A 21,808-nucleotide genomic window follows, 5' to 3' on the forward strand; every position below is an offset into this window, starting at 1 on the left:
GACGGTCATGACATCCTCCGATGGGCCGCGACGGGCGTCGCGGCGCCCGCCGCCCGCGCGGGTGCCCCGGAGGACACCGCCGCGTCGAAGCACTCGCACAGCAGGTGCACGGCGAGCAGATGGGCCTCCTGCACAGTGGCCGTGGAGTCGGCGTCGACGCACAGCGCCTCGTCGGCCGCCTCGGCGAGCGGGTTGGGCCCCGGCCCGGTCAGGGCCCACACCCGCAGCCCCGCCGCCCGGCCGGTGACGGCCGCCGCGATCAGGTTGGCGCTGCGGCCGGAGGTGGAGAGCAGGACCAGGACGTCGCCGGGCCGGCCGTGGGCCGCGACCTGGCGGGCGTACACCTGGTCGAAGCCGTAGTCGTTGCCGATCGCGGTGACGCTGGAGGTCTCGGCGTGCAGCGAGATGGCCGAGTAGGCGGGGCGCTCCTGCTGGTAGCGGCCCACCAGTTCGGCGGTGAGGTGCTGGGCCTGCGCGGCGCTGCCGCCGTTGCCCGCGGCGAGCAGCCGGCCGCCCACGGGCAGCACGGCGGCCAGTTCACCGCCCCACTGAGCGATCCGGTCCAGGTTCTGCCGGCGGAAGCGGCCGAGCGCGTCCTGCAGCGACTGGCAGTGGCGCTGCGCGGCCTCGAGTGCGAGAGAAGCGAGGGGATCTGTCATGGGCGTTCGGGCGTACCGCGTCCTGGCGGACGGCGGCCGGTCCCGCACCTCCTTCAAGGGGTCACGAGGGCGGAAGGGACAGGTCTCAGGCCACCTCCGTCACGGCGTTGCGCGCGGCGAGCACCGCGCCGTACACCGCCTCGGTGGCCGTCGCGACGCGCGCCCAGCCGTACCGGCTCAGCACCCGCCGCCGGCCGGCCTCGCCGCACGCGGCGCGCCGCTCGGGGTCGGCGAGCAGGTCGGCGACCGCGGCGGCCAGCGCCTCGGGGTCGCGGGGCGGGACCAGCCGCCCGGTCACCGGGTCGGCCACGGTGTCGAGTTGGCCGCCCACGGCGCTGGCGACGACCGGCCGGCCGCAGGCCATGGCCTCCAGCGGCACGATGCCGAACGGCTCGTAGTCCGCCGGGCACAGCACCACGTCGGCGCTGCGCAGCAGCGGCGGTACGTCCTCGCCGGCCACGCCGCCGGTGAAGCGGACGCGGTCGGCGACCCCGACGGCCCGGGCCAGCTCGCGCAGCCGCCGTACCTCGGGGTCCTGGTCGATCAGGTGCGGCGGCGGGCCGCCGACGATGACGAGCTCCGCGTCGGGCAGCCGGCCGAGCGCCTCGACCGAGACGGCGGCGCCCTTGCGGGGCACCAGCCGGCCCAGCTGGAGCAGCCGGTACCGCACGGCGGGGTCCCGTTCGGCGACCGGCCCGTCGGGGCGGAACTGGTCGGTGTCGACGCCGCACGGCACGACCGCGACCTTGTCCGGGGGGATGCGCATCCGCGCCAGTTCGAGGACCTCGTCGTGGCAGGTGGCGATCACCCGGTCGGAGCCCATGCCGACCTCCCGCTCGCACGCGACGCGCTGCGGCGGGCTGGTGTCGGCGTCCTTCTGGTGGCGCCGCTTCACGGTGCCGAGCGCGTGGTACGTGTGCAGCAGCGGCAGCCGCAGCCCGCGTACGGCCTGGAGGGAGGCCACGCCCGACATCCAGAAGTGCGAGTGCACCACATCGGGCGGCCGGCCTCGCCACTCGCGGGCCATGTAGTGGCCGAACGCGGGCATGTAGGGCGGGAGTTCGTCCTTGGGGATCGGCTCCGGGGGGCCGGCGGGAACATGGCGCACCTCCACACCGGGGCGCAGCGGCACCCGGTCGGGCAGATCGGTGGCGTCGCGCCGCGTGAAGACGGTGACACGGTGGCCGCGGTCCGCGAGGGCGCCCGCCAGGCGCGCGACATGGACGTTCTGGCCGCCCGCGTCGACGCCGCCGAGCGCGGCGAGCGGACTGGCGTGCTCGGAGACGAGCGCGATGGCGAGGGCTCCCGGCCCGGTTCCGTCCAGGGTGCCGTCGTCCCCCAGCGGTGCCGATGTCGATGCCGATGTCATGAGCGCACCTCCGTCATCACGCGCTCCCAGTCGTCCAGGAAGCGCTTGAGCCCGTACCGTTCGAGCGCCGCCTGCCGCGCCCGCGCCCCGTCCTCGGCCGCCGCCTCCGGCTCGTGCAGATAGCGGCGGGCGGCCCGCGCCAGTACCTCGGGCCGGGTGGAGAGCGTCCCGGCGCCGGGCGGCACGGCCTCGAAGGCCTCGGTGGTGGCGAGGGCCACCACCGGCATGCCCAGGTGCATGGCCTCCAGCAGGGAGAGACCCAGCGACGTCCAGCGCACCGGGTGCAGGTACAGCCGGCGCTCGGCCAGCGCCGCGTGCAGCTCGCGCTGCGGCAGGTCGGCGGTGCGGCACCGCTCCTCGGGCAGGCCCAGGTGCGCGGCCAGCCCCTCGGTGCGCATGCCGAAGACGTCCAGCGGCGCCGCCTCGGACAGCTCCGGCAGCAGGTCCGTACCGGTGTAACGGCCGCGCCTCACCGGTTCGTTGACGACGACGGCGGCCCGCGCCACCCGGCCGGTGTACAGGTGCCCGGGGTCGACGATCCCGTGCTCGATCACCTCGGTGCGGGTCGCGCCGTTGTCCCAGAACAGCCGGTTGAAGTGGGTGACGTGGACCAGCGTCAGGTCGTCGCGGTCCGCGAAGGGGTGCAGGGTCTCCGGCACGTTCCCGTCCGGAGCGTTGTGCTCCAGGTAGACGGCCGGCACGTCGCGGCCCGGCCGCCGCCCGCCGAGCCACCGCTCGGCGAGCGCGAGCTCGTGGGGCCGCTGGAGGACCACCAGGTCCACGGGCGTCTCGCGCAGCTCCTCGGGCGTGATCTCGCGTACGGAGTCGGGCCAGGAGAAGGTGCGCGCCCGGCCGAGCCCGTCCGCGTCACGGCCGGGTGTCACGGGGACCAGGTAGGTGTGGGGCCCCTGGACGAACGCCGTCGTCCAGGAACCGTGCACGTGCCACAGCAGGATGTTCATGCGGTCCTCCTCCCGTCACCGGGACGGGCGCCGGGAGGCGTCGTCGGAGAAGAAGGCGCCGCGCCGGACGGCGTACGGCCCGATGGCGAGCAGGTCGACGGGGGAGGAGCCGAAGCACTCCAGCGCGTCGCGCGGATCGTCGACCATCGGCCGGCCGGCCGTGTTGAGGCTGGTGTTGACCACCACGGGCAGCCCGGTGAGCCGTTCGAACTCGCTCAGCATCCGCGCCACCAGCGGCTCGGCCTGCCGGTCCACGGTCTGGATCCGCGCCGTGCCGTCCACGTGCACCACCGCCGGGATGCGGTCGCGCCACTCGGGCGCCACGTCGTGCACGAAGAGCATGTACGGGCTCGGCAGCACGCCGTCGAAGATGTCGGCGGCCCGCTCGGCGAGCACCATCGGCGCCACCGGCCGGAACTGCTCGCGCCCCTTGACGTCGTTGAGGCGCTCCAGGTTGCCCGCGTGCCCCGGGTGCGCCAGCAGCGAGCGGTGGCCCAGCGCCCTCGGCCCGTACTCCGAACGCCCCTGGAACCAGGCGACGATCTGGTTGTCCGCCAGCGCCTGCGCCACGGCCTGCGCGATGTCCGCCGGCCGGTCGAACGGCACCGCGGCCGTCTTCAGCCAGGCGCCCAGCTCCGCGTCGGACCAGTCGCGGCCCAGGTCCGCGCCCGGCATCGGCGCGGGGTCGTCCCCGCCGCCCGCGGCCAGCAGCAGCGCGCCGCCCAGCGCGGTGCCCGCGTCACCGGCCGCCGGCTGCACCCACACCCGGTCGAAGGGGCCCTCGCGGGCTATGCGGGAGTTGGCCACGCAGTTGAGGGCCACGCCTCCGGCGAGCGTCAGCACCCGGTCGTGGGTCTGGCCGTGCAGCCAGCGCACCAGGTCCAGCAGCGTCTCCTCCAGCACGGCCTGCGCGCTGGCGGCGATGTCCGCGTGGTCCTGCGTCCACGCCTCGTCGGGCCTGCGCCGCGGGCACAGCTCCGCCCACGGCACCCCGGCCGCGTGGAACCCGCCGTCGCCGGTGGGGTACACGTACCGGCGCAGCTCGGGCAGCATCCGGGGCCTGCCGTGCGAGGCGAGCGCCATCACCTTGAACTCGTCGGAGGAGCGCAGGAATCCGAGGTGGTCGGTGAGCTCCTCGTACACCAGGCCCAGCGAGTGCGGCAGCTCCTGCGCGTACAGCGCCTCCAGCCGGTCGTGGACGCGGCGCGCCGCGAGGTGGGAGGCCCTTTCGCCGCGGCCGTCGAGGACCAGCACCGACGCCATGTCGGCGCCCTCGGCGGCGAACGCGCCGGAGGCGGCGTGCGCCATGTGGTGCGGCACGAACCGCACGGCGGCCGGGTCCAGGCCCGGCAGCGCGGTCTTCAGGAAGCCGGGCGCCTCGCGGGCGTAGGTGACCCGCAGGTGGTCCCACGGGTCGTCCAGGCCCATCTCGGCGGCGGGGCGGGCGAGTTCGGGATCGAAGGAGTACGCGACGGCGTCGAGGTCCTTCGGGCGCAGCCCGGCCCGCTCCAGACACCAGGCGGCGGCCTTCTCGGGCAGTTCCCACGCGGAGAACGGCACCGGCCGCTTGCCGTGCTTGCGCCGGGAGAACCGCTCCTCCTCGGCGGCGGCGACGGTCCGTCCGTCGATGACCAGCGCGGCGGCGGGATCGTGGAAGAGGGCGTTGATTCCGAGAATGCGCATGGCGTCCCTGGCCTTTCGGCGAGTCGGGGGCGAATCGGGGATGGGGGCGGGGGTGTGCCGCTCAGGCGTGGGCGACCTCCTGGGCGCGGAACCAGTCGATGGTCCGCCGCAGCCCCTCCTCGGCGCCGACGCGCGGCTCCCACTGCAGCTTGTCGCGGGCGAGCGTGATGTCCGGGCAGCGCACCGCCGGGTCGTCCGTCGGCCGCTCGATGAACCGGATCTCCGAATCCGAGCCGGTCAACTCGATGACGAGCCGGGCCAGTTCGAGCATGGTGATCTCGGCCGGGTTGCCGATGTTCACCGGGCCGCGCAGCCCGTGGGCCGCCGCGGCGAGGATGCCGCGCACGGTGTCGTCGATGTAGCACAGGGACCGGGTCTGGCGGCCGTCGCCGGTGACGGTGAGCGGCTCCCCGGCCAGCGCCTGCCGTACGAAGGTGGGCACGGCCCGCCCGTCGTGGCCGCGCATCCTCGGGCCGTAGGTGTTGAACAGCCGCACGATGCCGGTGTCCGTGCCCTGCGCCTCCGCCTGCGCGGTGGTCAGCGCCTCGGAGAACCGCTTGGCCTCGTCGTACACGCTGCGCGGCCCGACGGGGTTCACATTGCCCCAGTACCGCTCGTTCTGCGGGTGCTGCTGCGGGTCTCCGTACACCTCCGACGTGGAGGCGAGGAGGAACCGGGCCCCGGCGCGGTGGGCGAGGGCCAGCGCGTGGCGGGTGCCGAGGCTGCCGGCCTCCAGCGTGTGCAGCGGGAGCCGCAGGTAGTCGGCCGGGGACGCCGGGGACGCGAAGTGGAGCACCAGGTCGGGGTCGCGCGGGACCGTGAACGGCTCGGCGACGTTCGCCTCGACCACGGTGAAGCCGGGGCGGCCGCGCAGCTCGGCTATGTTCTCCGGTCGCCCGGTACTGAAGTCGTCGACGCAGGTGACGGCCGCGCCCGCGTCGAGCAGGGCGGTGCACAGGTGCGAGCCGACGAAGCCCGCGCCGCCGGTGACGACGGCGTGCTCCCAGCTGCGTGAGAAAGCGGTGTTCATTCGATCTCCTCCGTACGTGCGAACCGCGGACGACGACGTACCGGTCCCCCCTGCGTCTGCGACCAGGCTCGGCCGAACGGGGGCGCGGGGCGCGGTGGTATAGGCCGTACGAGTGGTTACGGAGGGTGAAAACGACGCCCGTACGCCGCTGAACACGGCGCTGACCAGGGCGTTCAGGGCGTCCTAGGGCGCGACGGTCTCGTTGATCAGCAGCTCCGCCAGGGCGGGCAGACCGCCCTCGGCCAGCACCCGCCGCTGCTGGTCCGCCGGCGTGCCCTGCTGGAGCAGCCGGTGCACGAGCGCGGCCACCTCACGGGTGTCACCGGCCTCCGCCAGGGCGGGCGCCAGCGTGTCGAGCATCCGGGCGAGGACGTCACCGGCCCTTCGGGCCGTGCCCTCGGGGTCGACCAGCAGCCCGCTCAGACCGTGCCGCGCCGCGTGCCAGTTCGCCGCCTGGAGCAGCTCGGGCGCGCACTCGGGGACCGGCTCGCCCGCCTTCTCGTCCCGGATGGCCGTGGCGATCAGGGCGCGGACCAGACCGGCGAACATCACGGCCGAGTCCACCCGCAGCTGGACGTCCGCGCAGCGCACCTCGACCGTCGGGTACTTGTCGGACAGCCGCGCCTGCCAGTACAGCTGGCCGGTGTCGGTGATGACCCCGGTGTCCAGCAGCGCGCGCACCCGCCGCTCGTGGTCGGCGAGGTCCGCGAAGCGGGGCGGCGGTCCGCCCACCTGCCAGCGGCCGAAGATCACGGTGCGCCAGCTGGCGAAGCCGGTGTCGTGCCCGTCCCACAGGGGCGAGTTGGCCGACATGGCCACCAGCACCGGCAGCCACACCCGGATCCGGTTGAGGACGGCCACACCCATCTCCCGGTCGGGCACCGCCGCGTGCACGTGCATGCCGTTGACCAGCTGCTCGGCGACGAGCTGCGGAGCCTGGGAACGCATCGCGATGTAGCGGGCCTTCTCGGTCACCGGGACCGGCGCGGTCTCGCGGAACGGCGCGGTGCCGCAGGCCGCGATCCGGCAGCCGTTCTTCTCCGCCGCCGAGCCCAGCGCGTGCCGCAGCCGCAGCAGGTGGCCGCCCACCTCGTCGAGGTCCGTACAGACCGGCGTGGCGACCTCCACCTGCGCCTGGAGCAGTTCGGACTGCACCTCCTGGTCGTCCAGGATCGGCTCCAGGCCGGCCGCCGCCCGCACCTGCTCCGCACGGGGCACCGGCAGACAGGTGACCGGATCGACCAGGAGGTACTCCTCCTCGACCCCAATGGTGATCACGGAGCGCCGGGTACCCCCTTGGTCAGCCGACATAACGCCGCGCCGTCGACTCGCGTTGGGCCTCGGTCAGCGCCCCCAGCCGCGCCTCCACCGGCGGCGGCACCACCCGCCGCTCCCGCAGCACCCACGGCAGCCCCGCCAGCGCGAGGCCGAACGCCCGCAGCGACGCCAGATCGCGCGGCACGGTACGGGCCAGGTCCAGCGTCCTGCGCAGCGCGGGCCGCACCGGGCGCCGCAGCCAGCAGAACCACAGCGTGTTGCGCAGCCCGTGCACGCGCCGCAGCGTCGCGTCACGGGCGCGCGACGGAGCGTGATGGACCGTCAGCTCCGGTACGTACGCCAGCCACCAGCCGCGCGTGGCGAGGTCCGTGGCGAGCAGCTCCTCCTCGCCGCCGAGCCAGAGCCGCTCGTGGAAGCCGCCCGCCTCCAGGAACGGGTCGCGGCGCAGCACGGTCGCCGCCGCCAGGAACGAGCCCAGCGCCGGCCCGGGCAGCCAGTCCGGCCCCTGCACCGGCGAGTCCCGCAGCTCGGCCACGATCGGGTCCTCCCGGCCGCCGGGCTCCACCAGGATCCGCGCGGTGACCGCCACCAGCCGCTCGTGCCGGTCCAGCAGGTCCGCGGCGCGCCCCAGCGACCCCGGTTCCCACCACGAGTCGTCGTCGCAGAAGGCGACGTACGGCGTACGGGACCGGCGTACCGCGAGGTTGCGGCCCACGGCGCCGAGGTTGCGGCCGGGGGTGAGCAGCGTGACGTCCGGGTGCAGGCGCGCCACCGCCTCGGCGGTGCCGTCCGTGGAGGCGTTGTCGGTGACGATGACCGGCGGGCGCTCCGGCAGCCGTGCCAGCTCGGCGAGGGTGCGCAGCAGCTCGTCGCGCCGGTTGTGGGTGATGACGACGACGGTGGTGCGGGGATCGCTCACGCCACGGCTCCTTCCAGTTCCAGGCGGTGGGCCGCCGCCTCCACGGCCGACGGGAGCGGGCTGCGGGCCCGCAGCGCCGCCGGGAGCCGGGCGAGCAGCTCCTTCAGTGCCGCACGCGCCTGCGGGTCGCGCCGGGCGTCGGCGGCCAGCTCGCGGGTGTGCCGCAGCGCCACGGGCAGCGGGCGGCGCAGCCAGGCGGTCAGCACGGCGTTGCGCAACTGCCGCGCCGGGCGCCCGGACCGTACGCCGCCGGTCGGCATGTGCACGGCCACCACGTCGGGGCAGTGGCACACGCCCCAGCCGCGCGCCGCCAGGTCGTAGGCGAGGCAGGTCTCCTCGCCGCCGAAGAACAGCACCGGGTGGTAGCCGCCCGCCTCCAGGTACGCCGTGCGCCGGGCGACCGCCGCGCAGGCCAGGAAGCCCAGCACCTGCGGGCCCGGCAGGTCGGGCGCCCGGCCGAGCGGGGAGGTGGCCAGCATGCCGTTGAGCGGGTCCGGTGCGCCGTCCGGCCCCACCTTGATCCGGGCCGCGATCAGCCCGAGCCGGGGGTGCTCGTCGAGCAGGTCGGCGGCGCGGGCCAGGGCGCCCGGCTCCCACCAGGAGTCGTCGTCGCTGAACGCCACGTACGGCGTCCGCGCGTGCCGTACGCCCAGGGTGCGGCCGACCGCGCCCAGGTTGCGGCCGGGGGTCAGCAGCGTGACGTCCGGGTGCAGCCGCCGCACCGCCTCGGCGGTGCCGTCCGTGGAGGCGTGGTCCACCACGATCACCGGCGGCCGCTCGGGCAGCCCCGCCAGCCGCTCCAGGGTGCGCAGCAGCTGCTCCCGGCGGTCGCGGGTGATCACGACGACGCTGATGCGGGTCACGGGCGGGACACCTCCGGATGGTCGGAGAGGGCCTTGAGGACGTCGGCCGGACGGAGGCGCAGCAGCTGCGGGTCGGGCTCGCGCCCATGGGGATCGCCGGGCGGGCCCGGGTGCCACAGCGCCACGTGCCGCGTACCCTCGGGCGGTCCCCACAATCTGGGCGATACCGGTCCGAAAAGGGTGACGGAGGGTGTCCCGTACGCCACCGCCAGATGCGCGATGCCGGTGTCCCCGCTCACCACACCGGCGGCCCCGGCGACCAGCGCCGCGAGCCGCCCGTACGGCAGCCCGCCCCGGAACACCTCCAGCTCCGGCACGGGGGCGGCGATCCGGTCCAGCAGCTCGTCCTCGCCCGGGCCGCCCGTCAGGGCCACCCGGTGGCCGCGGCGCAGCAGTTCCCGCACCACCGTGGCGTACCGCTCGGCGGGCCAGCGGCGGGCGGGGGAGTCGGCGCCCGGGTGGACGACGATCGCGCCCGGCGCGGGGGAGGGGTCCGGCGGCGCCGGGAGGCGGAGGTCGCCGGGGTCGGCCGGGATGCCGTACCACTCCAGCAGGCGGCACCAGCGGGCGCGTTCGTGCTCGTCGGCGGTCCATTCCGGGCCCGCGACCTCCGGCGTGCCCGGATGGGCGAACGCCAGCAGCCGTCCCGGCCGCAGCCTGCGCAGCAGCAGATGGCTGGAGGGGCCCTTGCCGTGCAGGTCCACGGCCACCTCCGGCGGCGGGCCCGGCCAGTCCAGGCGGACCGGCACAGCGCGCCCCGGCGCCGAGGCGGGCAGCAGCGTGTCCACCGCACCGGTCGCGGCGGCCACTTCCGCGAGCTGCGCCGGGGCGGCCAGCACCGTCTCGTGCCCGGGGAACGCCCGCCGCAGCGCCCGCAGCGCGGGCACCCCCGTCAGCAGGTCGCCGAGCCCGAGCGCCCGCAGCACGAGCACCCGGGGCGCCCACGGCATCCGCGGCGCCCGGCCGCCGCCGCTCACTCGTCCGCCTCCAGCAGCTTCTCCACGGCGGCGACCACGTCCTCGGCCGTGACCTCGTTCAGACACGGATGGCCGGGCACCGGGCACTCGCGGGCCCTGCTGTCCGCGCACGGCGCCCGCTGGTCGCCCAGCAGCACCTGCGGCACCCCGTACGGACCCCACCGCTCGGCGGGCACCACCGGCGAGAAGAGCGAGACCACCGGCGTACCGACCGCCGCGGCCAGATGCGACGGACCGGTGTTGCCCGTCACCACCGCCCCCGCGCCCGCCAGCACCGCCGCGAGCTCAGGCGGCCGCGTCCGGCCGCCCAGGTCCAACCCGTGCCGCCCCGCGACCAGCGCGGTCAGCTCCCGCTCGTCGGGGCCGCCGGTGACGACGACCCGGTGGCCGGCGGCCGCCAGCAGCCGCACCGCCTGGGCGCAGCGGGCCGGGCTCCACCGGCGGGCCGCGACGCTCGCGCCCGGGTGGACCACCACGTACGGCCCCGGCCCGGTCAGCTCGGGCGCGCCGCCCGCCGCGTGGTGGACCCGCAGCCGCCCGTCGTCGCCCGGGGGGCGGGGGAAACCGGCCGCCTCGGCCAGGTCCAGGGCCGCCTCGGCCTCATGGGCGTGCGGCGCCCGCCGGTGGCGTACGTCCAGCAGGGCGCCGGGGAAGTCCACGCTGTCGGCCGCGATGTGCCGTACGCCCGCCATGCGCAGCAGCAGCGCGGCCGGCAGCGGGCTCTGGTGGTACGAGGTGAGGACCAGCGCCGTGTCCGCGCGGGCCGCGGCGATCCGGTTCACCACCCGGTCGACGTCCGCGCGGTCCACGGGCGGCGGCGTGAAGCCCACCCAGGGCGCGTCCCAGACCAGCACCTCGTCCACGCCCGGCAGCATCCGCGCGGCCGGGGCGCCGCGCGGCCCGCACAGCACCGCCACCCGGTCGGCCCGGTGCGCGACCGCGCGCACGGCGGGCCCGGCGAGGAGGACGTCCCCGAAGCTGTCCAGCCGGACGACGAGAGCCCTCATGACGGCCTCCTCAGGTGTTGCCCCAGCACATGCCGCACCGCGCTCAGCAGGTCCGGGCAGACGCACGGCGCGGCCGCCACCTCCTGCGGCAGGGTCCGCGCCGTCGGCACCAGCACCCCTGCCGCGCCGGCCGCGCGCGCCGCGCCCATGTCCGCGCCGATGTCGCCGATCACGACGCAGTCGGCGGCCCGGACGCCCAGCCGCCGCGCCGCCTCGACCACCAGACCCGGCGCCGGCTTGCGGCAGCCGCAGCCGTCCTCGGGCGCGTGCGGGCAGTGCACCCAGGCGTCCAGCGGGCCGAGCAGCGCGTCGATCCGGGCGTTGACGTCCCGTACGGCCGCCTCGGTCAGCAGGCCGCGCCCGATACCCGACTGGTTGGACACCACCCCGACGGGCACGCCCCGCTCGCGCAGCAGCCGCAGCGCCTCCCGCGCGCCCGGCATCGGCCGTACCCGCTCCGGGTCGCCGTTGTACGGCACGTCCACCACCAGCGTGTCGTCGCGGTCGAACAGCACGGCCGCCGGGAACGGCCCCCGGCGGCTCACAGGGTGCCGTCCCAGCACCCGGCCCCCCGGTGGCGCACCGCGCCGCTCAGCCGGTGCCAGGTCGCGACCGCCGGGATCACCGCGCTCGTCACGGTCATCGTCAGGATCTCGTCCGCCGTGCGCGGCCCCGGGGCGATCCGCGCCCGCGCGAACTCCGCCGTGCCCAGCAGCCAGCCCGCCGCCGTCAGCGCGGCCGCGCGCCGCCGCCCGGCCGCCGCCAGCACGAGTGCGCCGAGCCCGGCCGCCGTGACCGCCGCGTGGCGCCGGATCCGCCCGCGCGGCGCGGACGCCCGCTCCCACCAGCCGGGCCCGTGCAGCCGCGTCATCAGCGCGTCGTCGGCGTTGCCCCGCTGGACCCGTACCGACACCCACCGGTCGGCGGGCCGCACCGGGTGCTCGGTGCGGCGCTCGCCGCGCCGGATCCGCCAGCCCGCGTCGATGACCCGCAGCGCCAGGTCCGCGTCCTCGCGGAAGGCGCGCGGGAAGCGCTCGTCGAAACCGCCGACGGCCTTGAGCGCCTCCGTGCGGTACGCCATGTCGGCGGTGGCCCACAGCGCGTCGCGCAGGCCCGCCGTGTTGCGCTCCCAGTCGGTGGGGCGGCGGCCTGTGGGCAGCGGCACCTCCAGCACGCCCTGCACGCCGCCGGTGTCGGGGGAGGCCTCCGCCAGGTCGCGGGCCAGCTGCTCGCGCCAGTACGCGCCCACCCGTACGTCGTCGTCGAGGAGGACCGTCCACGGCTCGTCCACCACGCGGATCCCGGTGTTGCGGGCGGCCGCCGGGCCGCGGCCGCCGCTGCGCAGCACCACCGTGCGGTGGGCGAGGGGGCCGAGCGCCCCGAGCGGCAGCTCGTCGCCGCCCGCGTCGGGGCGGTCGTCGACGAGCACGATCCGGCTCGGCTCGGGCCCCTCGCTCACGGCGAGCGCGGCGAGGCAGTCGGCGAGGCAGGGCCGCCCGATGGTGGGGACGACCACGCCGTACGAGGCGAGGGGGGGAATCATGCGTCTGCGCCTCCAGTTCCGGGGTGATCGGTTCCGTAGCGACGTACGGAATGCCCACCTTCGATCACTTTAGGCACATATATGGCGCATCGCAGCGGCTCGGCCACCCCGCGTACGGGCTCACTCGCCCAGGTACCGCTCCAGCCAGTCGCCCGCCGCCCGCCGGAACAGCCGCCGGCTGTCCGCCCGCCGGAACTCGTGGCCCTCGTCGCGCAGCGTCAGCACCTCCGCCGTCAGCCCCCGATCCCGCGCCGCCCGGACGAACTGCTCCGACTCGCCCGGCGGCACGTTCGTGTCGTGCTCCCCGTGCACCGCCAGCACCGGCACGCGCAGCGCGTCGATCCGGCTCATCGGGGACAGCGCCCGCAGCAGCTCGCGGTCCCGCTCGGGATGGCCGTACTTGTACGCCGCCGACTCCGCGAGCCACGGCTCGGTCCCGGCGAAGAACGTGGTGAGATCGGACATCCCGCACACCGCGATCCCCGTACGGAAAAGCTCCGGATGCCACACCAGCGAGGCGAACGTCAGGTAGCCCCCGTACGAGTGGCCCATCACGGCCAGCCGCCGCGGATCGGCCCGCCCGCTGAGCACCGCGTGCGCCGCGCAGTCGGCGACGTCCTCGATCGCGGCGAACCGCCCCGTCCCGAGGTCGGCGTCCACGAAGGACCGCCCGTACCCGGAGGAGCCGCGCACATCCGGCGCGAAGACGTCCAGGCCCCGCCCCAGCAGCTCGTGGTACAGCGGCTCGAACACCGGCCGCTCCTGTTCCTCCGGCCCGCCGTGCAGATGCAGCACGCACGGCGCCGGGTCGGTGTCGGCCCGCCCGGGCGCCCGGTAGTACCAGCCGCCCAGCTCCAGCCCGTCGCGCGAGGTCAGCCGCACCGGCACCGGCCGCACGGGCGGACGCCCCGCCGGTACCGCGTCCTCGTCCCGCGACGACCACGGTGTACGCGCGGGCACCCCGCCGTCGGCCGCCCACCACACGCCGGGCCGCCGCTGCGACCCCGACACGGCGAGCACCATCCCCGCCGGCCCCCCGCGCGCGACACGGGTGACCACCTCGTGCGGCAGCTCCACACGCCGGGCCGGGAGCCCCGACTCCACGTCCAGCAGCTCCAGTTCGGTCGCGCCCCGCACGTTCCACGCCAGCGCGGCCGTGCGGCCGTCCCCGAGGAACGCCAGCAGCTCCAGATCGCTCCGCTCGCGCTCCGCGACGACCGAGACGTCCTTCAACTCCCCGCGCTCGTCCAGCCCGACGGCGAGCAGCGCCGCGAACTCCCGCTCGTGGTCGCTGCGCAGCCACACCGTGCGCCCGTCCGCCGAGAAGCGGCCGATCCACGGGTCCGCGTCCGCGACCCGCAGCACACAGCCCGTGCCCAGGTCCTCCGTGCGCAGCACCACCGCCTCGCGCCGTACGCGCGGGCCCCGGCGCAGCAGCGCGAGCCGCCCGTCCTGGCTCAGGTCGCACACCCGCAGCGTGGCCGCCCCGGTCTCGGTGGCCAGCAGCGTCGCCGCGCCGGGCTCGTCCGGGTCCACCAGGTACGCCGACAGCCGGTCGCGGGTGCCGCGCCGGTGGCCCACGACGCCGCGCCCGGCTCCGCCCAGCAGCGTGGCGTGCCCGTCGCGCTCCGCCCAACCGGCCGGCAGGCCCGCGAGGCCCGGCTCCGGATCGCGGTACGCCGACGGCGGCTCGGCGACCGTGACCGCGACGGCCGAACCGTCCCGCGCCCAGCAGCCGAGGTAGGCCGAACTGCCCGCGTCGGCGCCCGCGACGACCCGCCGGTCGCTTCCGTCGGGGCGTACGCACAGCACCCGGCTGTGCTCGCCGCCGCCCGGGTTGACGGTGTAGGCGATCCAGCGGCCGTCCGGCGACCACGCCACCTCCGTCACGGGCTCCGGGTCCGCGTCCAGCAGGTGCACGTCCTCGCCCCCCGCCACCGGCCCGGTCCACAGCTGCGGCACGCCGCCCCGGTCGCAGAGGAACGCCACCCGCTCGCCGGTCGGGTCCGTCGACGGGTACCAGCACCCGTGGGAGACCACGGGCCGCGGGGCGTCCGCCGGCCCCGCGGCCCCGGCGAGTGCGACCGGCACCGGTCCCGGGGCCGCCGCGTCGATGGCCGGCCGGCGGCTCAGCCGATGCCGTGCGTCTGCAGCCATAGCTCCAGCAGGGCCACCTGCCACAGGGTGTTCGCCCCCCGCTTCGTACGGTGGCCGTCGGGGTCGGCGAGCAGCTCCGCCACGTACTCCTCCCGGAAGATCCCGCGCGCCCGCGCCTCCGGGGCCGTGAGCGCCTGACGGACCCGCTCGTACACCGGTCCCGCCATGTGCATGATGGCCGGCACCGGGAAGTAGCCCTTCGGCCGGTCGATCACCTCATGGGGCAGCAGCGCGCGGCCCGCCTCCTTCAGGACGCCCTTGCCGCCGTGGGCGAGCTTCAGCTCCGGCGGGCAGGCGGCGGCGAGCTCGACCAGCTCGTGGTCGAGGAACGGCACCCGGGCCTCCAGGCCCCAGTCCATCGTCATGTTGTCGAGCCGCTTGACCGGGTCGTCGACCATCATCACGTGCGTGTCCAGCCGCAGCGCCGCGTCCAGCGCCGTCTCGGCCCCCGGCTCCGCCATGTGCGCGTGCACGAAGCTCCGCGACACGTCGTGGGCGGGCAGCAGATCGGGGTTCAGCATCCGGGCGAGGTCGCCGTGCGGCCGGTCGAAGTACACCTCGGCGTACGTCTCCGGCTCCCGCTCGCGCGGGACCCCGGCCATCGCCGGGTACCAGCGGTAGCCGGCGAACACCTCGTCCGCGCCCTGCCCGCACTGGACGACGCTGACCTCCTTCGACACCTGCTCCGACAGCAGGTGGAAGGCGACCACGTCATGGCTGAGCTGCGGCTCGCTCATCGCGGCGACCGCGTTGTCCAGCGCCGTCGACACCCGGTCGGACGGCACCATCAGCTGGTGGTGTTCGGTGGCGAAGCGCCGTGCGACCAGGTCCGAGTACGCGAACTCGTCGCCGTCCTCGCCGCCCTCCGACTCGAACCCGACGCTGAACGTCGCCAGGTCCCGCTGGCCCTCCTCGGCCAGCAGCGCCACGATCAGCGACGAGTCCAGGCCGCCCGAGAGCAGCACCCCGACCGGCACGTCGGCGACCATCCGCCGCCGCACCGCCGTGCGCAGCGCGTCCAGCACCGCGTCCCGCCAGTCGGCGGCGTCCATGCCCGCGAACTCGGGGCGGCGGGTGTACGACGGCTGCCAGTAGCAGTGGTCGCGGTAGGTGCCGTCCGGCTCCACCACCCGCACCGTGGCCGCGGGCAGCTTGCGCACCCCGTTGAGCACGGTGTGCGGGGCCGCCACCGTCGCCGACCAGCTGAGGTACTGGTGCAGGGCGACCGGGTCGAGCGAGGTGTCGACGCCGCCGCCCGCGAGGAGGGCGGGCAGCGTGGAGGCGAACCGCAGCCGGCCCGGCCCGTACGACAGGTACAGCGGCTTGATGCCGAGCCGGTCGCGAGCCAGCACCACGCGACCCGTGTCGTTCTCCACGATGACGATGACGAACATCCCGACGAAGTGGTCCACGCAGCGCGTGCCCCACTGGTGGTACGCCTTCAGCACCACCTCGGTGTCCGACGTGGAGAAGAACCGGTGCCCCAGCGCCCGCAGCTCCTCCCGGAGCTCCCGGTAGTTGTAGATGCACCCGTTGAACACGCCGGTCAGCCGTGCCTCGCTGTCGGACATCGGCTGGGCGCCGTGCTCCGACAGGTCGATGATCTTCAGCCTCCGGTGGCCCAGCGCCACGGGGCCCTGCGACCACATCCCGCGGCCGTCGGGCCCCCGCGCGGCCAGCCGGTCGGTCATGCGCTCGACGGCGGCCAGGTCGGGCCGCCCGTCGTCGAACCGGATCTCACCGCTCAGCCCGCACATACGACACCTCCGGGCCGAGCCTCCGTATCCGGTATCCCGTCCATCGCATCCATCTCGTCTGTCACGGTTCACTCCTCAAGAACGGTTTTCCCCGGGTTCCCCGTTGATCGCGGAGCAATCCCCGCCGCCCGCCGCTCGGCCAGCCGCACCGCGGGCCCCATGGTCGCTCCCGCCGCCAGGAACAGCCCGCCGAGCAGCAGCCACCCGGTCACGCCCCCGCCGACGACCAGCGTCGTCAGCAGCACCGGCCCCACCATCCGCGCCACCGGCACGCCCACGCCGAAGAACCCCTGGTACTGGCCCTGCCGCCCGGCCGGGGCGAGATCGAACGCGATCTGCCACGCCCCCGCGGACTGCCGCATCTCACCCCACACCAGCAGCACCGCCCCCGCCACCAGCACCACCAGCGCCGCCCACGCCGCCAGGTCCCCGGAGACGGCGAACACCGCGCACGAGGCGAGCATCAGCACACCGCCGGAGCGCACCGCGCGCACCGCGCCCGGCAGCCCGGTCACCCCGGCGGCCGTCCGCACCTGGAAGAGCACCACCGCGCCGGTGTTGAGCACCAGCAGCGCCGACACCGACCAGCCGGGCGCCGCCGTGTGCTCCGCGATCCACAGCGGAAGGGCCAGACTGATCAGCGGCATCCGCAGCAGCATGACGGTGTTCAGGAGAGTGACCAGCGCGAACGGGCGGTCGCGCAGCACCGTCGCCGACCGCCGCCCACCACCGCCGGACCCTTGGTGGGCGGCCACCGCGGGCAACCGCCCCAGCAGCACCGCGCACCCCGCGAAGGCCAGCGCGTCGACGCCGAGGACGCAGAGGTACGCGGCGGACGTGTCCAGGTGCAGCGCGACCGCGCCGATCCCCGCGCCCACCGCGATCCCGGCGTTGCCCGCCGCCTGGAGGCGCGCCAGCACGCCGGTCCGCGCGCCGGGCTCGACGAGCCCCGCCAGCAGTGACTGCCGCGCCGCCGCCAGCCCGCACTGCGCGATGGCGTAGGCCAGGACGACAAACAGGAACGCCGCGTACGACCGTACGAGCAGCAGCCCCGCGACCGACAGCGAGGTCGCAGCCGCCAGGGCCACGGCCGCCCCGCGCGGCCCCCGCCGGTCCGCGAGGTGCCCGAGCGGCACACCCGCGACCGCGCCGACCGCCCAGGCGAGGGTCAGCCCGAGTCCGATCCGGCCGGGCGTCAGCCCCACGACCCGGGAGAAGTACAGCGCGGAGGTGACGTAGAAGGCGCCGTCGCCGACGGAGTTGACCAGCTGCGCGAGCGCGAGCCGGCGGTGCGGACACGGCAGGGAGCGGGGCAGGGCAATGGGCACGGGCACGGGGCTCCTCGGCAGGAGGCATCAGGGGGGACGCCCCTCAAATTAGGCTCCCGAGCGGCCCACTCCCTGGTCCATTCCACGCCCCCGCGACTGGGCCATTGCGCACCCCGCGCACAAGCCTCGTACGCGCGTGACGGCGGCCGCGCCGGGTAGGGATGACGGCGGAGGCCGACATCATGACCGCGCAGATGAGGCTCGTCCCGCTCGTCCACCGCCGCGAGCCCGGCAGACCGGACGACGAACCCGACCTCGTACGCCAGTACCTCTCGCAGATCGCCGCGACGCCGCTCCTCACCGCCGAGGAGGAGGTGGAGCTGGCCAAGCGCATCGAGGCCGGTGTGTACGCCGACGAGCTGCTGCACGAGGCGGACGCGGCCGCCGCGCCCGGCCGGCGCCCGCTGTCGCCGCGGCGCAGGCGCGACCTGGAGGCCGTGGCCCGGGACGGGCAGCACGCCAAGGACCACATGGTCCGCGCCAACCTGCGGCTCGTCGTCGCGGTGGCCAAACGGCACAGCCGGCGCGGCCTGTCCTTCCTCGACGTGGTCCAGGAGGGCAACCTCGGGCTCATCCGGGCGGTGGAGAAGTTCGACTACACCAAGGGCTACAAGTTCTCCACCTACGCCACCTGGTGGATCCGCCAGGCCATCGAGCGCGGCCTGGCCCAGCACGCCCGCACCGTACGCCTGCCCGTCCACGTCGTGGAGGACCTCTCCAAGCTCCGCCGCACCGAACGCGCCCTCCAAGCGCACCTCGGCCGCGAACCGACCGTCGCCGAGGCGGCCGCCGAGACCGGCTTCCCGGCCGCCAAGGTCACCCGGCTGCGCCGCGTCGGCCGTGACGCGATCAGCCTCGACACCCCGGTCGGCGAGGAGGGCGAGACGGTCGTCGGCGACCTCATCGAGGACACCGAGGTCCTCCAGGCGCCTCACGTCGCCGAATACCGCGCGCTGGCCGAACAGCTGCGCGCGGCGATCGGCACCCTGCCGCCCCGCGAGGCGATGATCCTCACCCTGCGCTACGGCCTCCACGACGGTGAACCGCACACCCGCAAGCAGGTCGCCGAGCGCGTCGGCCTCAGCACCGAGCGGGTGCGCCAGCTCGAACGCCACGCCCTGGCGCAGCTGCGCACCTCCAAGGGACACGAGCCCCTGCTCGCTTGGGCGGACACCCTCTAGGGGGGTCTTGCCGATCTTGCCGGGCTCGCGTCGCCTGGCACGCACTCCCCCAGAGCTTCGCCTGGGGGTGCCCCCAGCCGCGTTGTCGTCGGTCGCCAATGGCCCCCGTAGCCCTTCGGGCACGGGAGGTGCCCCCGCCGCACGGACTCCCTCCTCCGCCTTGCGATCGCACGCTCCCCCTCGGCTTCGCCTGGGGGGGACCCCCAGACGCCGCTCGCTGATACGGCCTGATCGACAAGACACCCCCTAAGAGTTGTCCCGTAAATGATCACCGGCGACCCCCGGTGTGGGCCCGTCCAGCTCGGTAGGGGGCTGCCGCCCCCTCCCTTGTGGCGTGGAGAATCGCTCTGCCCGGGGCATTACCGAGCGGCAAATTACAGGGTCACAATCCGCTTTCGCCGTCAGATCCGGCGGCACGGCGTGTGATCAACACCGAGGGCTCCATGCCAATCTGCTGGCGCACGTAGTGGTTTGGAGTCGGAGGTACATCGCCCGTGGCGGCGAACGACAACCCCACCGTCAGGAGACGACGGCTGGGAGCGGAGCTGCGCCGGCTCCGCAAGGCCAGCGGTCTGACCGGTACGCAGGCGGCGGAGCGGCTGCTGGTTTCCCAGGCCAAGGTCAGTCACATGGAGACCGGCCGCCGTGCCGTCAGCCCCCGTGACGTGCGTGACCTGTGCCGTCTCTACGGCGTCATGGACCAGCATGTCGTGGACTCCCTGATGGAGCTGGCCAGGGAGTCGAGCCGGCAGGGCTGGTGGTACGCCTACGGCGACATCCCCCACAGCGTGTACGTCGGCCTGGAGACGGAAGCCGCCTCCATCCATGCCTACGAGTCCATGGTGATCCCCGGCCTGCTGCAGACCCCCGCCTACGCGGCCGCGGTCATCGAGGAAGCGATCCCCCACCTCACTGTCGAGCAGGCCGCCGCGCGCCTGAAGGTGCGGCTTCGCCGACAGCACCGGATCTACGACCCCGCCCGCCGCCTGCGTCTGTGGGTCGTCCTGGACGAGTCGGCCCTGCGGCGCGTCGTCGGCAGCCGGGAGATCATGCGCGAGCAACTGGAGCACCTGCACGCACTGAGCACCGAGCCGCACATCACCGTCCAGGTCCTCCCCCACACCGCGGGCGCCCACCCGGGCCTGACAGGACAGTTCTCCCTCCTGCGGTTCCCCGACAGCCGCCAAGAAGTCGTGTACCTGGAGAGATTCACCAGCGACCTCTATCTGGAGAAGCCGTCCGATGTTCAGCAATACAACGTGATGTACGCCCACTTGCAGGCCCAGGCCCTCAGCCCGGACCACACCCGGCACCTCGTCATGGACATCATCAAGGTGCACACATCATGAGCACCTGGGGTTACGAGTCGAACTGCGGTGAACCAGCCTTGGCCAGAGGACAGCCGAAGCCGAGTGCAGCTCGTGGAAGCCTCCGTGGCCGAATCCCGACCAACCTCATTACGCGCCCTTGCCGCATGAGCCAACCCGACACGACCCAGGGCCTGACCTGCCCGGACACAGCCTTCTGCGTCACGCTTTAGGGCACGTAACGGTACCAGGGGGTCCAGGTGGAGCCCTCCTGCTGCGCGTAGATCTGCGTGCCTCCGGCGGTGGCGGCATAGACCCGGTGGTATCCGGACGCCCGGATCTGCGTGCCGACCATGGTCCAGGCGACTCCGTTGCTCACCCGGACGGGTCCGTTGCTGCTGCCCGAAATACGGTAGACGTAGTTGTTCGGCGGGCTGATGAAGAAGACTTCGTCCCTGACGCCGTCACCCGTCCAGTCCGCGTTCAGATATGCGCCAGTTCGGCAGACGACGGGGACCACATGTCCCCATGCCGTGATCTGGCAGGCTCCTGGCGATTCTGGAGAAGCCGGGGTGTGCGCCGCCGCCTGGGATGTGGTCGTGGTCATGAGGACGACGCCGAGGATGCCGCACATCATCAGTGCCGGTTTTCGCATACGCATTCCTAGCTCCCGTGGTTGCCCGCTGCGGAATGCCGATCACGCGCCCCAGAACGGGTTGATGACCCACCTGGTGAACCAGCTCTCCGTCGGAGCCCCGGAGTTGTAGAACTTCACTCGTGCATATGCCAGGGTTTCGCCGTTCTGGAAGTAGGTGAGGAAGACGTTCCGCCATTCGTAGCAGGCCTTGTCGCCGATCGGCACCCGGAACACCGACGGGGCGGTCCGGATCTGCCCGTTGACGTACCCCTGGAGCACAGCCGTCGCCTGGTTCTTGTCCGCCGGCGTCGCGTCGCACAGTTGCAAGGTGATGTCCTCGAGGCGGTTGACGTTCACCCATTGACCGCTCCAGTCCACCGAGATTTGGTGCCCGTCTCCGGACGGAAACTGCGTGGCCGCCGAGGCGGAGCCCGAGAGAACCATGGTCAACGCGCATGCGATGCCGGTCATCACGGCGACGCCTTTGATCGTGAACTTGTTCATCTTCAAGACACCGAACTCCTCTGCGCAGTTGATGGTTCGGGACCAGTGGCTGAGCACCCCGCAGGCTAGCAGTCCCACATTCTCCTGGGCAGGGGAAAGCGGCCCGGTCACCGCCCTCGCAACCGTCCCGTACGCGAACGGGACGCTATCCGGCCAGAACGAATTCAAAGTCGGGTCACCTTGCTCATGCGGACGGGCTCGATGATCGGGTACCGGAAGGGAAAGGAGGTCTGGATGCCGCAAGCGACACAGGCTCGTCGTGCCGGCCAACGACCCAGCCTCATCACCCCGGCTCAGAAGGCACTTTGGCGTCCCGTCGACAAGACACCCTCTAGGGGGTGTCCGGAAAGTCATGGGAGCCAGAGTCGGAGGCAGGCGAGGGTGACCATGGCTTGGTAGTGGACGGCTCGTTTGTCGTAGCGGGTGGCCAGGGCCCGGTTCTGTTTGAGCCGACTGAAGCAGCGCTCGATGACGTTGCGCCGGCGGTAGGCGGCCCGGTCGAGCTGGCAGAGGGTCTCGCCTCGCCGGATGCGGCCGTTGATCTGGTCGCTCCGTTCCGGGATCGTGCAGGCGATCCCACGCCTGCGGAGATAGGCGCGGATCTTGCGGGCCGAGTAGCCCTTGTCCGCGACGACGCGGTCGGGCCG

The 21,808-nt window shown here is 74.3% G+C and carries 20 protein-coding genes; 2 read left to right on the forward strand and 18 right to left on the reverse strand.

What is annotated here, in order from left to right:
• Nucleotides 1–5: 5 nt before the first annotated feature.
• The 15 genes from ACIRNI_RS21490 to ACIRNI_RS21560 form a co-directional block, all read right to left on the reverse strand.
• Nucleotides 6–659 (reverse strand): SIS domain-containing protein, encoded by a 654-nt coding sequence (locus ACIRNI_RS21490; protein ID WP_403553246.1) that lies wholly within the window; start codon nucleotides 657–659, stop codon nucleotides 6–8.
• Between the two features lie 85 nt (nucleotides 660–744).
• Nucleotides 745–2,028 carry a glycosyltransferase gene (locus ACIRNI_RS21495; protein WP_403553248.1) on the reverse strand — a complete coding sequence of 428 codons (1,284 nt, stop codon included), beginning with the start codon at nucleotides 2,026–2,028 and terminating at the stop codon, nucleotides 745–747.
• A complete protein-coding gene (locus ACIRNI_RS21500; protein ID WP_403553249.1) occupies nucleotides 2,025–2,990 on the reverse strand; it encodes a glycosyltransferase in 966 nt (321 codons plus the stop codon). Before ACIRNI_RS21500 ends, ACIRNI_RS21495 begins: the two co-directional genes overlap by 4 nt.
• Before the next feature lie 15 nt (nucleotides 2,991–3,005).
• Nucleotides 3,006–4,673: a carbamoyltransferase gene (locus ACIRNI_RS21505; protein ID WP_403553251.1), complete on the reverse strand. Its 1,668-nt coding sequence runs from the start codon at nucleotides 4,671–4,673 to the stop codon at nucleotides 3,006–3,008.
• Nucleotides 4,674–4,734: 61 nt separating this feature from the next.
• Nucleotides 4,735–5,703 carry a UDP-glucuronic acid decarboxylase family protein gene (locus ACIRNI_RS21510; protein WP_403553253.1) on the reverse strand — a complete coding sequence of 323 codons (969 nt, stop codon included), beginning with the start codon at nucleotides 5,701–5,703 and terminating at the stop codon, nucleotides 4,735–4,737.
• A gap of 183 nt (nucleotides 5,704–5,886) precedes the next feature.
• The gene (locus ACIRNI_RS21515; protein WP_403553255.1) at nucleotides 5,887–6,981 is read right to left on the reverse strand and encodes a glutamate--cysteine ligase; all 1,095 of its coding nucleotides are present in this window, start codon (nucleotides 6,979–6,981) and stop codon (nucleotides 5,887–5,889) included.
• 22 nt (nucleotides 6,982–7,003) lie between these two features.
• Nucleotides 7,004–7,900 carry a glycosyltransferase family 2 protein gene (locus ACIRNI_RS21520; RefSeq protein ID WP_403553256.1) on the reverse strand — a complete coding sequence of 299 codons (897 nt, stop codon included), beginning with the start codon at nucleotides 7,898–7,900 and terminating at the stop codon, nucleotides 7,004–7,006.
• On the reverse strand, nucleotides 7,897–8,763 hold the full coding sequence (locus ACIRNI_RS21525; protein ID WP_403553258.1) for a glycosyltransferase family 2 protein: 867 nt from the start codon (nucleotides 8,761–8,763) through the stop codon (nucleotides 7,897–7,899). Before ACIRNI_RS21525 ends, ACIRNI_RS21520 begins: the two co-directional genes overlap by 4 nt.
• On the reverse strand, nucleotides 8,760–9,713 hold the full coding sequence (locus ACIRNI_RS21530) for a glycosyltransferase family 9 protein (RefSeq protein WP_403553296.1): 954 nt from the start codon (nucleotides 9,711–9,713) through the stop codon (nucleotides 8,760–8,762). The genes ACIRNI_RS21525 and ACIRNI_RS21530 overlap by 4 nt, the downstream gene beginning before the upstream one ends.
• 23 nt (nucleotides 9,714–9,736) lie before the next feature.
• Nucleotides 9,737–10,747 carry a glycosyltransferase family 9 protein gene (locus ACIRNI_RS21535; RefSeq protein WP_403553260.1) on the reverse strand — a complete coding sequence of 337 codons (1,011 nt, stop codon included), beginning with the start codon at nucleotides 10,745–10,747 and terminating at the stop codon, nucleotides 9,737–9,739.
• Nucleotides 10,744–11,292 (reverse strand): D-glycero-alpha-D-manno-heptose-1,7-bisphosphate 7-phosphatase, encoded by a 549-nt coding sequence (locus tag ACIRNI_RS21540; RefSeq protein WP_403553262.1) that lies wholly within the window; start codon nucleotides 11,290–11,292, stop codon nucleotides 10,744–10,746. Before ACIRNI_RS21540 ends, ACIRNI_RS21535 begins: the two co-directional genes overlap by 4 nt.
• Entirely contained in the window at nucleotides 11,289–12,290 is a 1,002-nt protein-coding gene (locus ACIRNI_RS21545) for a glycosyltransferase family 2 protein (protein ID WP_403553263.1), read from the reverse strand. Before ACIRNI_RS21545 ends, ACIRNI_RS21540 begins: the two co-directional genes overlap by 4 nt.
• Before the next feature lie 120 nt (nucleotides 12,291–12,410).
• The gene (locus tag ACIRNI_RS21550; RefSeq protein ID WP_403553264.1) at nucleotides 12,411–14,447 is read right to left on the reverse strand and encodes a S9 family peptidase; all 2,037 of its coding nucleotides are present in this window, start codon (nucleotides 14,445–14,447) and stop codon (nucleotides 12,411–12,413) included.
• Nucleotides 14,420–16,204: an N-acetylglutaminylglutamine amidotransferase gene (locus ACIRNI_RS21555; RefSeq protein WP_403553266.1), complete on the reverse strand. Its 1,785-nt coding sequence runs from the start codon at nucleotides 16,202–16,204 to the stop codon at nucleotides 14,420–14,422. Before ACIRNI_RS21555 ends, ACIRNI_RS21550 begins: the two co-directional genes overlap by 28 nt.
• A 68-nt stretch (nucleotides 16,205–16,272) precedes the next feature.
• Nucleotides 16,273–17,538, reverse strand: a complete 1,266-nt coding sequence (locus ACIRNI_RS21560; protein ID WP_403553268.1) for an MFS transporter — start codon at nucleotides 17,536–17,538, stop codon at nucleotides 16,273–16,275.
• Nucleotides 17,539–17,714: 176 nt separating this feature from the next.
• Between ACIRNI_RS21560 and ACIRNI_RS21565 the strand changes: the two genes are divergently transcribed.
• Both ACIRNI_RS21565 and ACIRNI_RS21570 read left to right on the forward strand, forming a co-directional pair.
• Nucleotides 17,715–18,713 (forward strand): sigma-70 family RNA polymerase sigma factor, encoded by a 999-nt coding sequence (locus tag ACIRNI_RS21565; protein WP_403553269.1) that lies wholly within the window; start codon nucleotides 17,715–17,717, stop codon nucleotides 18,711–18,713.
• A 494-nt stretch (nucleotides 18,714–19,207) separates the two neighbouring features.
• Nucleotides 19,208–20,062 (forward strand): helix-turn-helix domain-containing protein, encoded by an 855-nt coding sequence (locus ACIRNI_RS21570; RefSeq protein ID WP_403553271.1) that lies wholly within the window; start codon nucleotides 19,208–19,210, stop codon nucleotides 20,060–20,062.
• A gap of 187 nt (nucleotides 20,063–20,249) precedes the next feature.
• Here the strand turns inward: ACIRNI_RS21570 and ACIRNI_RS21575 are convergent, their stop codons facing one another.
• The 3 genes from ACIRNI_RS21575 to ACIRNI_RS21585 all read right to left on the reverse strand — a co-directional run.
• Nucleotides 20,250–20,675, reverse strand: coding sequence for a hypothetical protein (locus tag ACIRNI_RS21575; RefSeq protein WP_403553273.1), 426 nt, complete (start codon nucleotides 20,673–20,675; stop codon nucleotides 20,250–20,252).
• A gap of 42 nt (nucleotides 20,676–20,717) precedes the next feature.
• The gene (locus ACIRNI_RS21580) at nucleotides 20,718–21,167 is read right to left on the reverse strand and encodes a hypothetical protein (RefSeq protein ID WP_403553275.1); all 450 of its coding nucleotides are present in this window, start codon (nucleotides 21,165–21,167) and stop codon (nucleotides 20,718–20,720) included.
• A 344-nt stretch (nucleotides 21,168–21,511) separates the two neighbouring features.
• A partial coding sequence (locus ACIRNI_RS21585) for a transposase (protein WP_403553277.1) occupies nucleotides 21,512–21,808 on the reverse strand: 297 nt, incomplete at its 5' end.

The sequence above is a fragment of the Streptomyces sp. NPDC093546 genome, assembly GCF_044765045.1.
Lineage (GTDB): Bacteria > Actinomycetota > Actinomycetes > Streptomycetales > Streptomycetaceae > Streptomyces.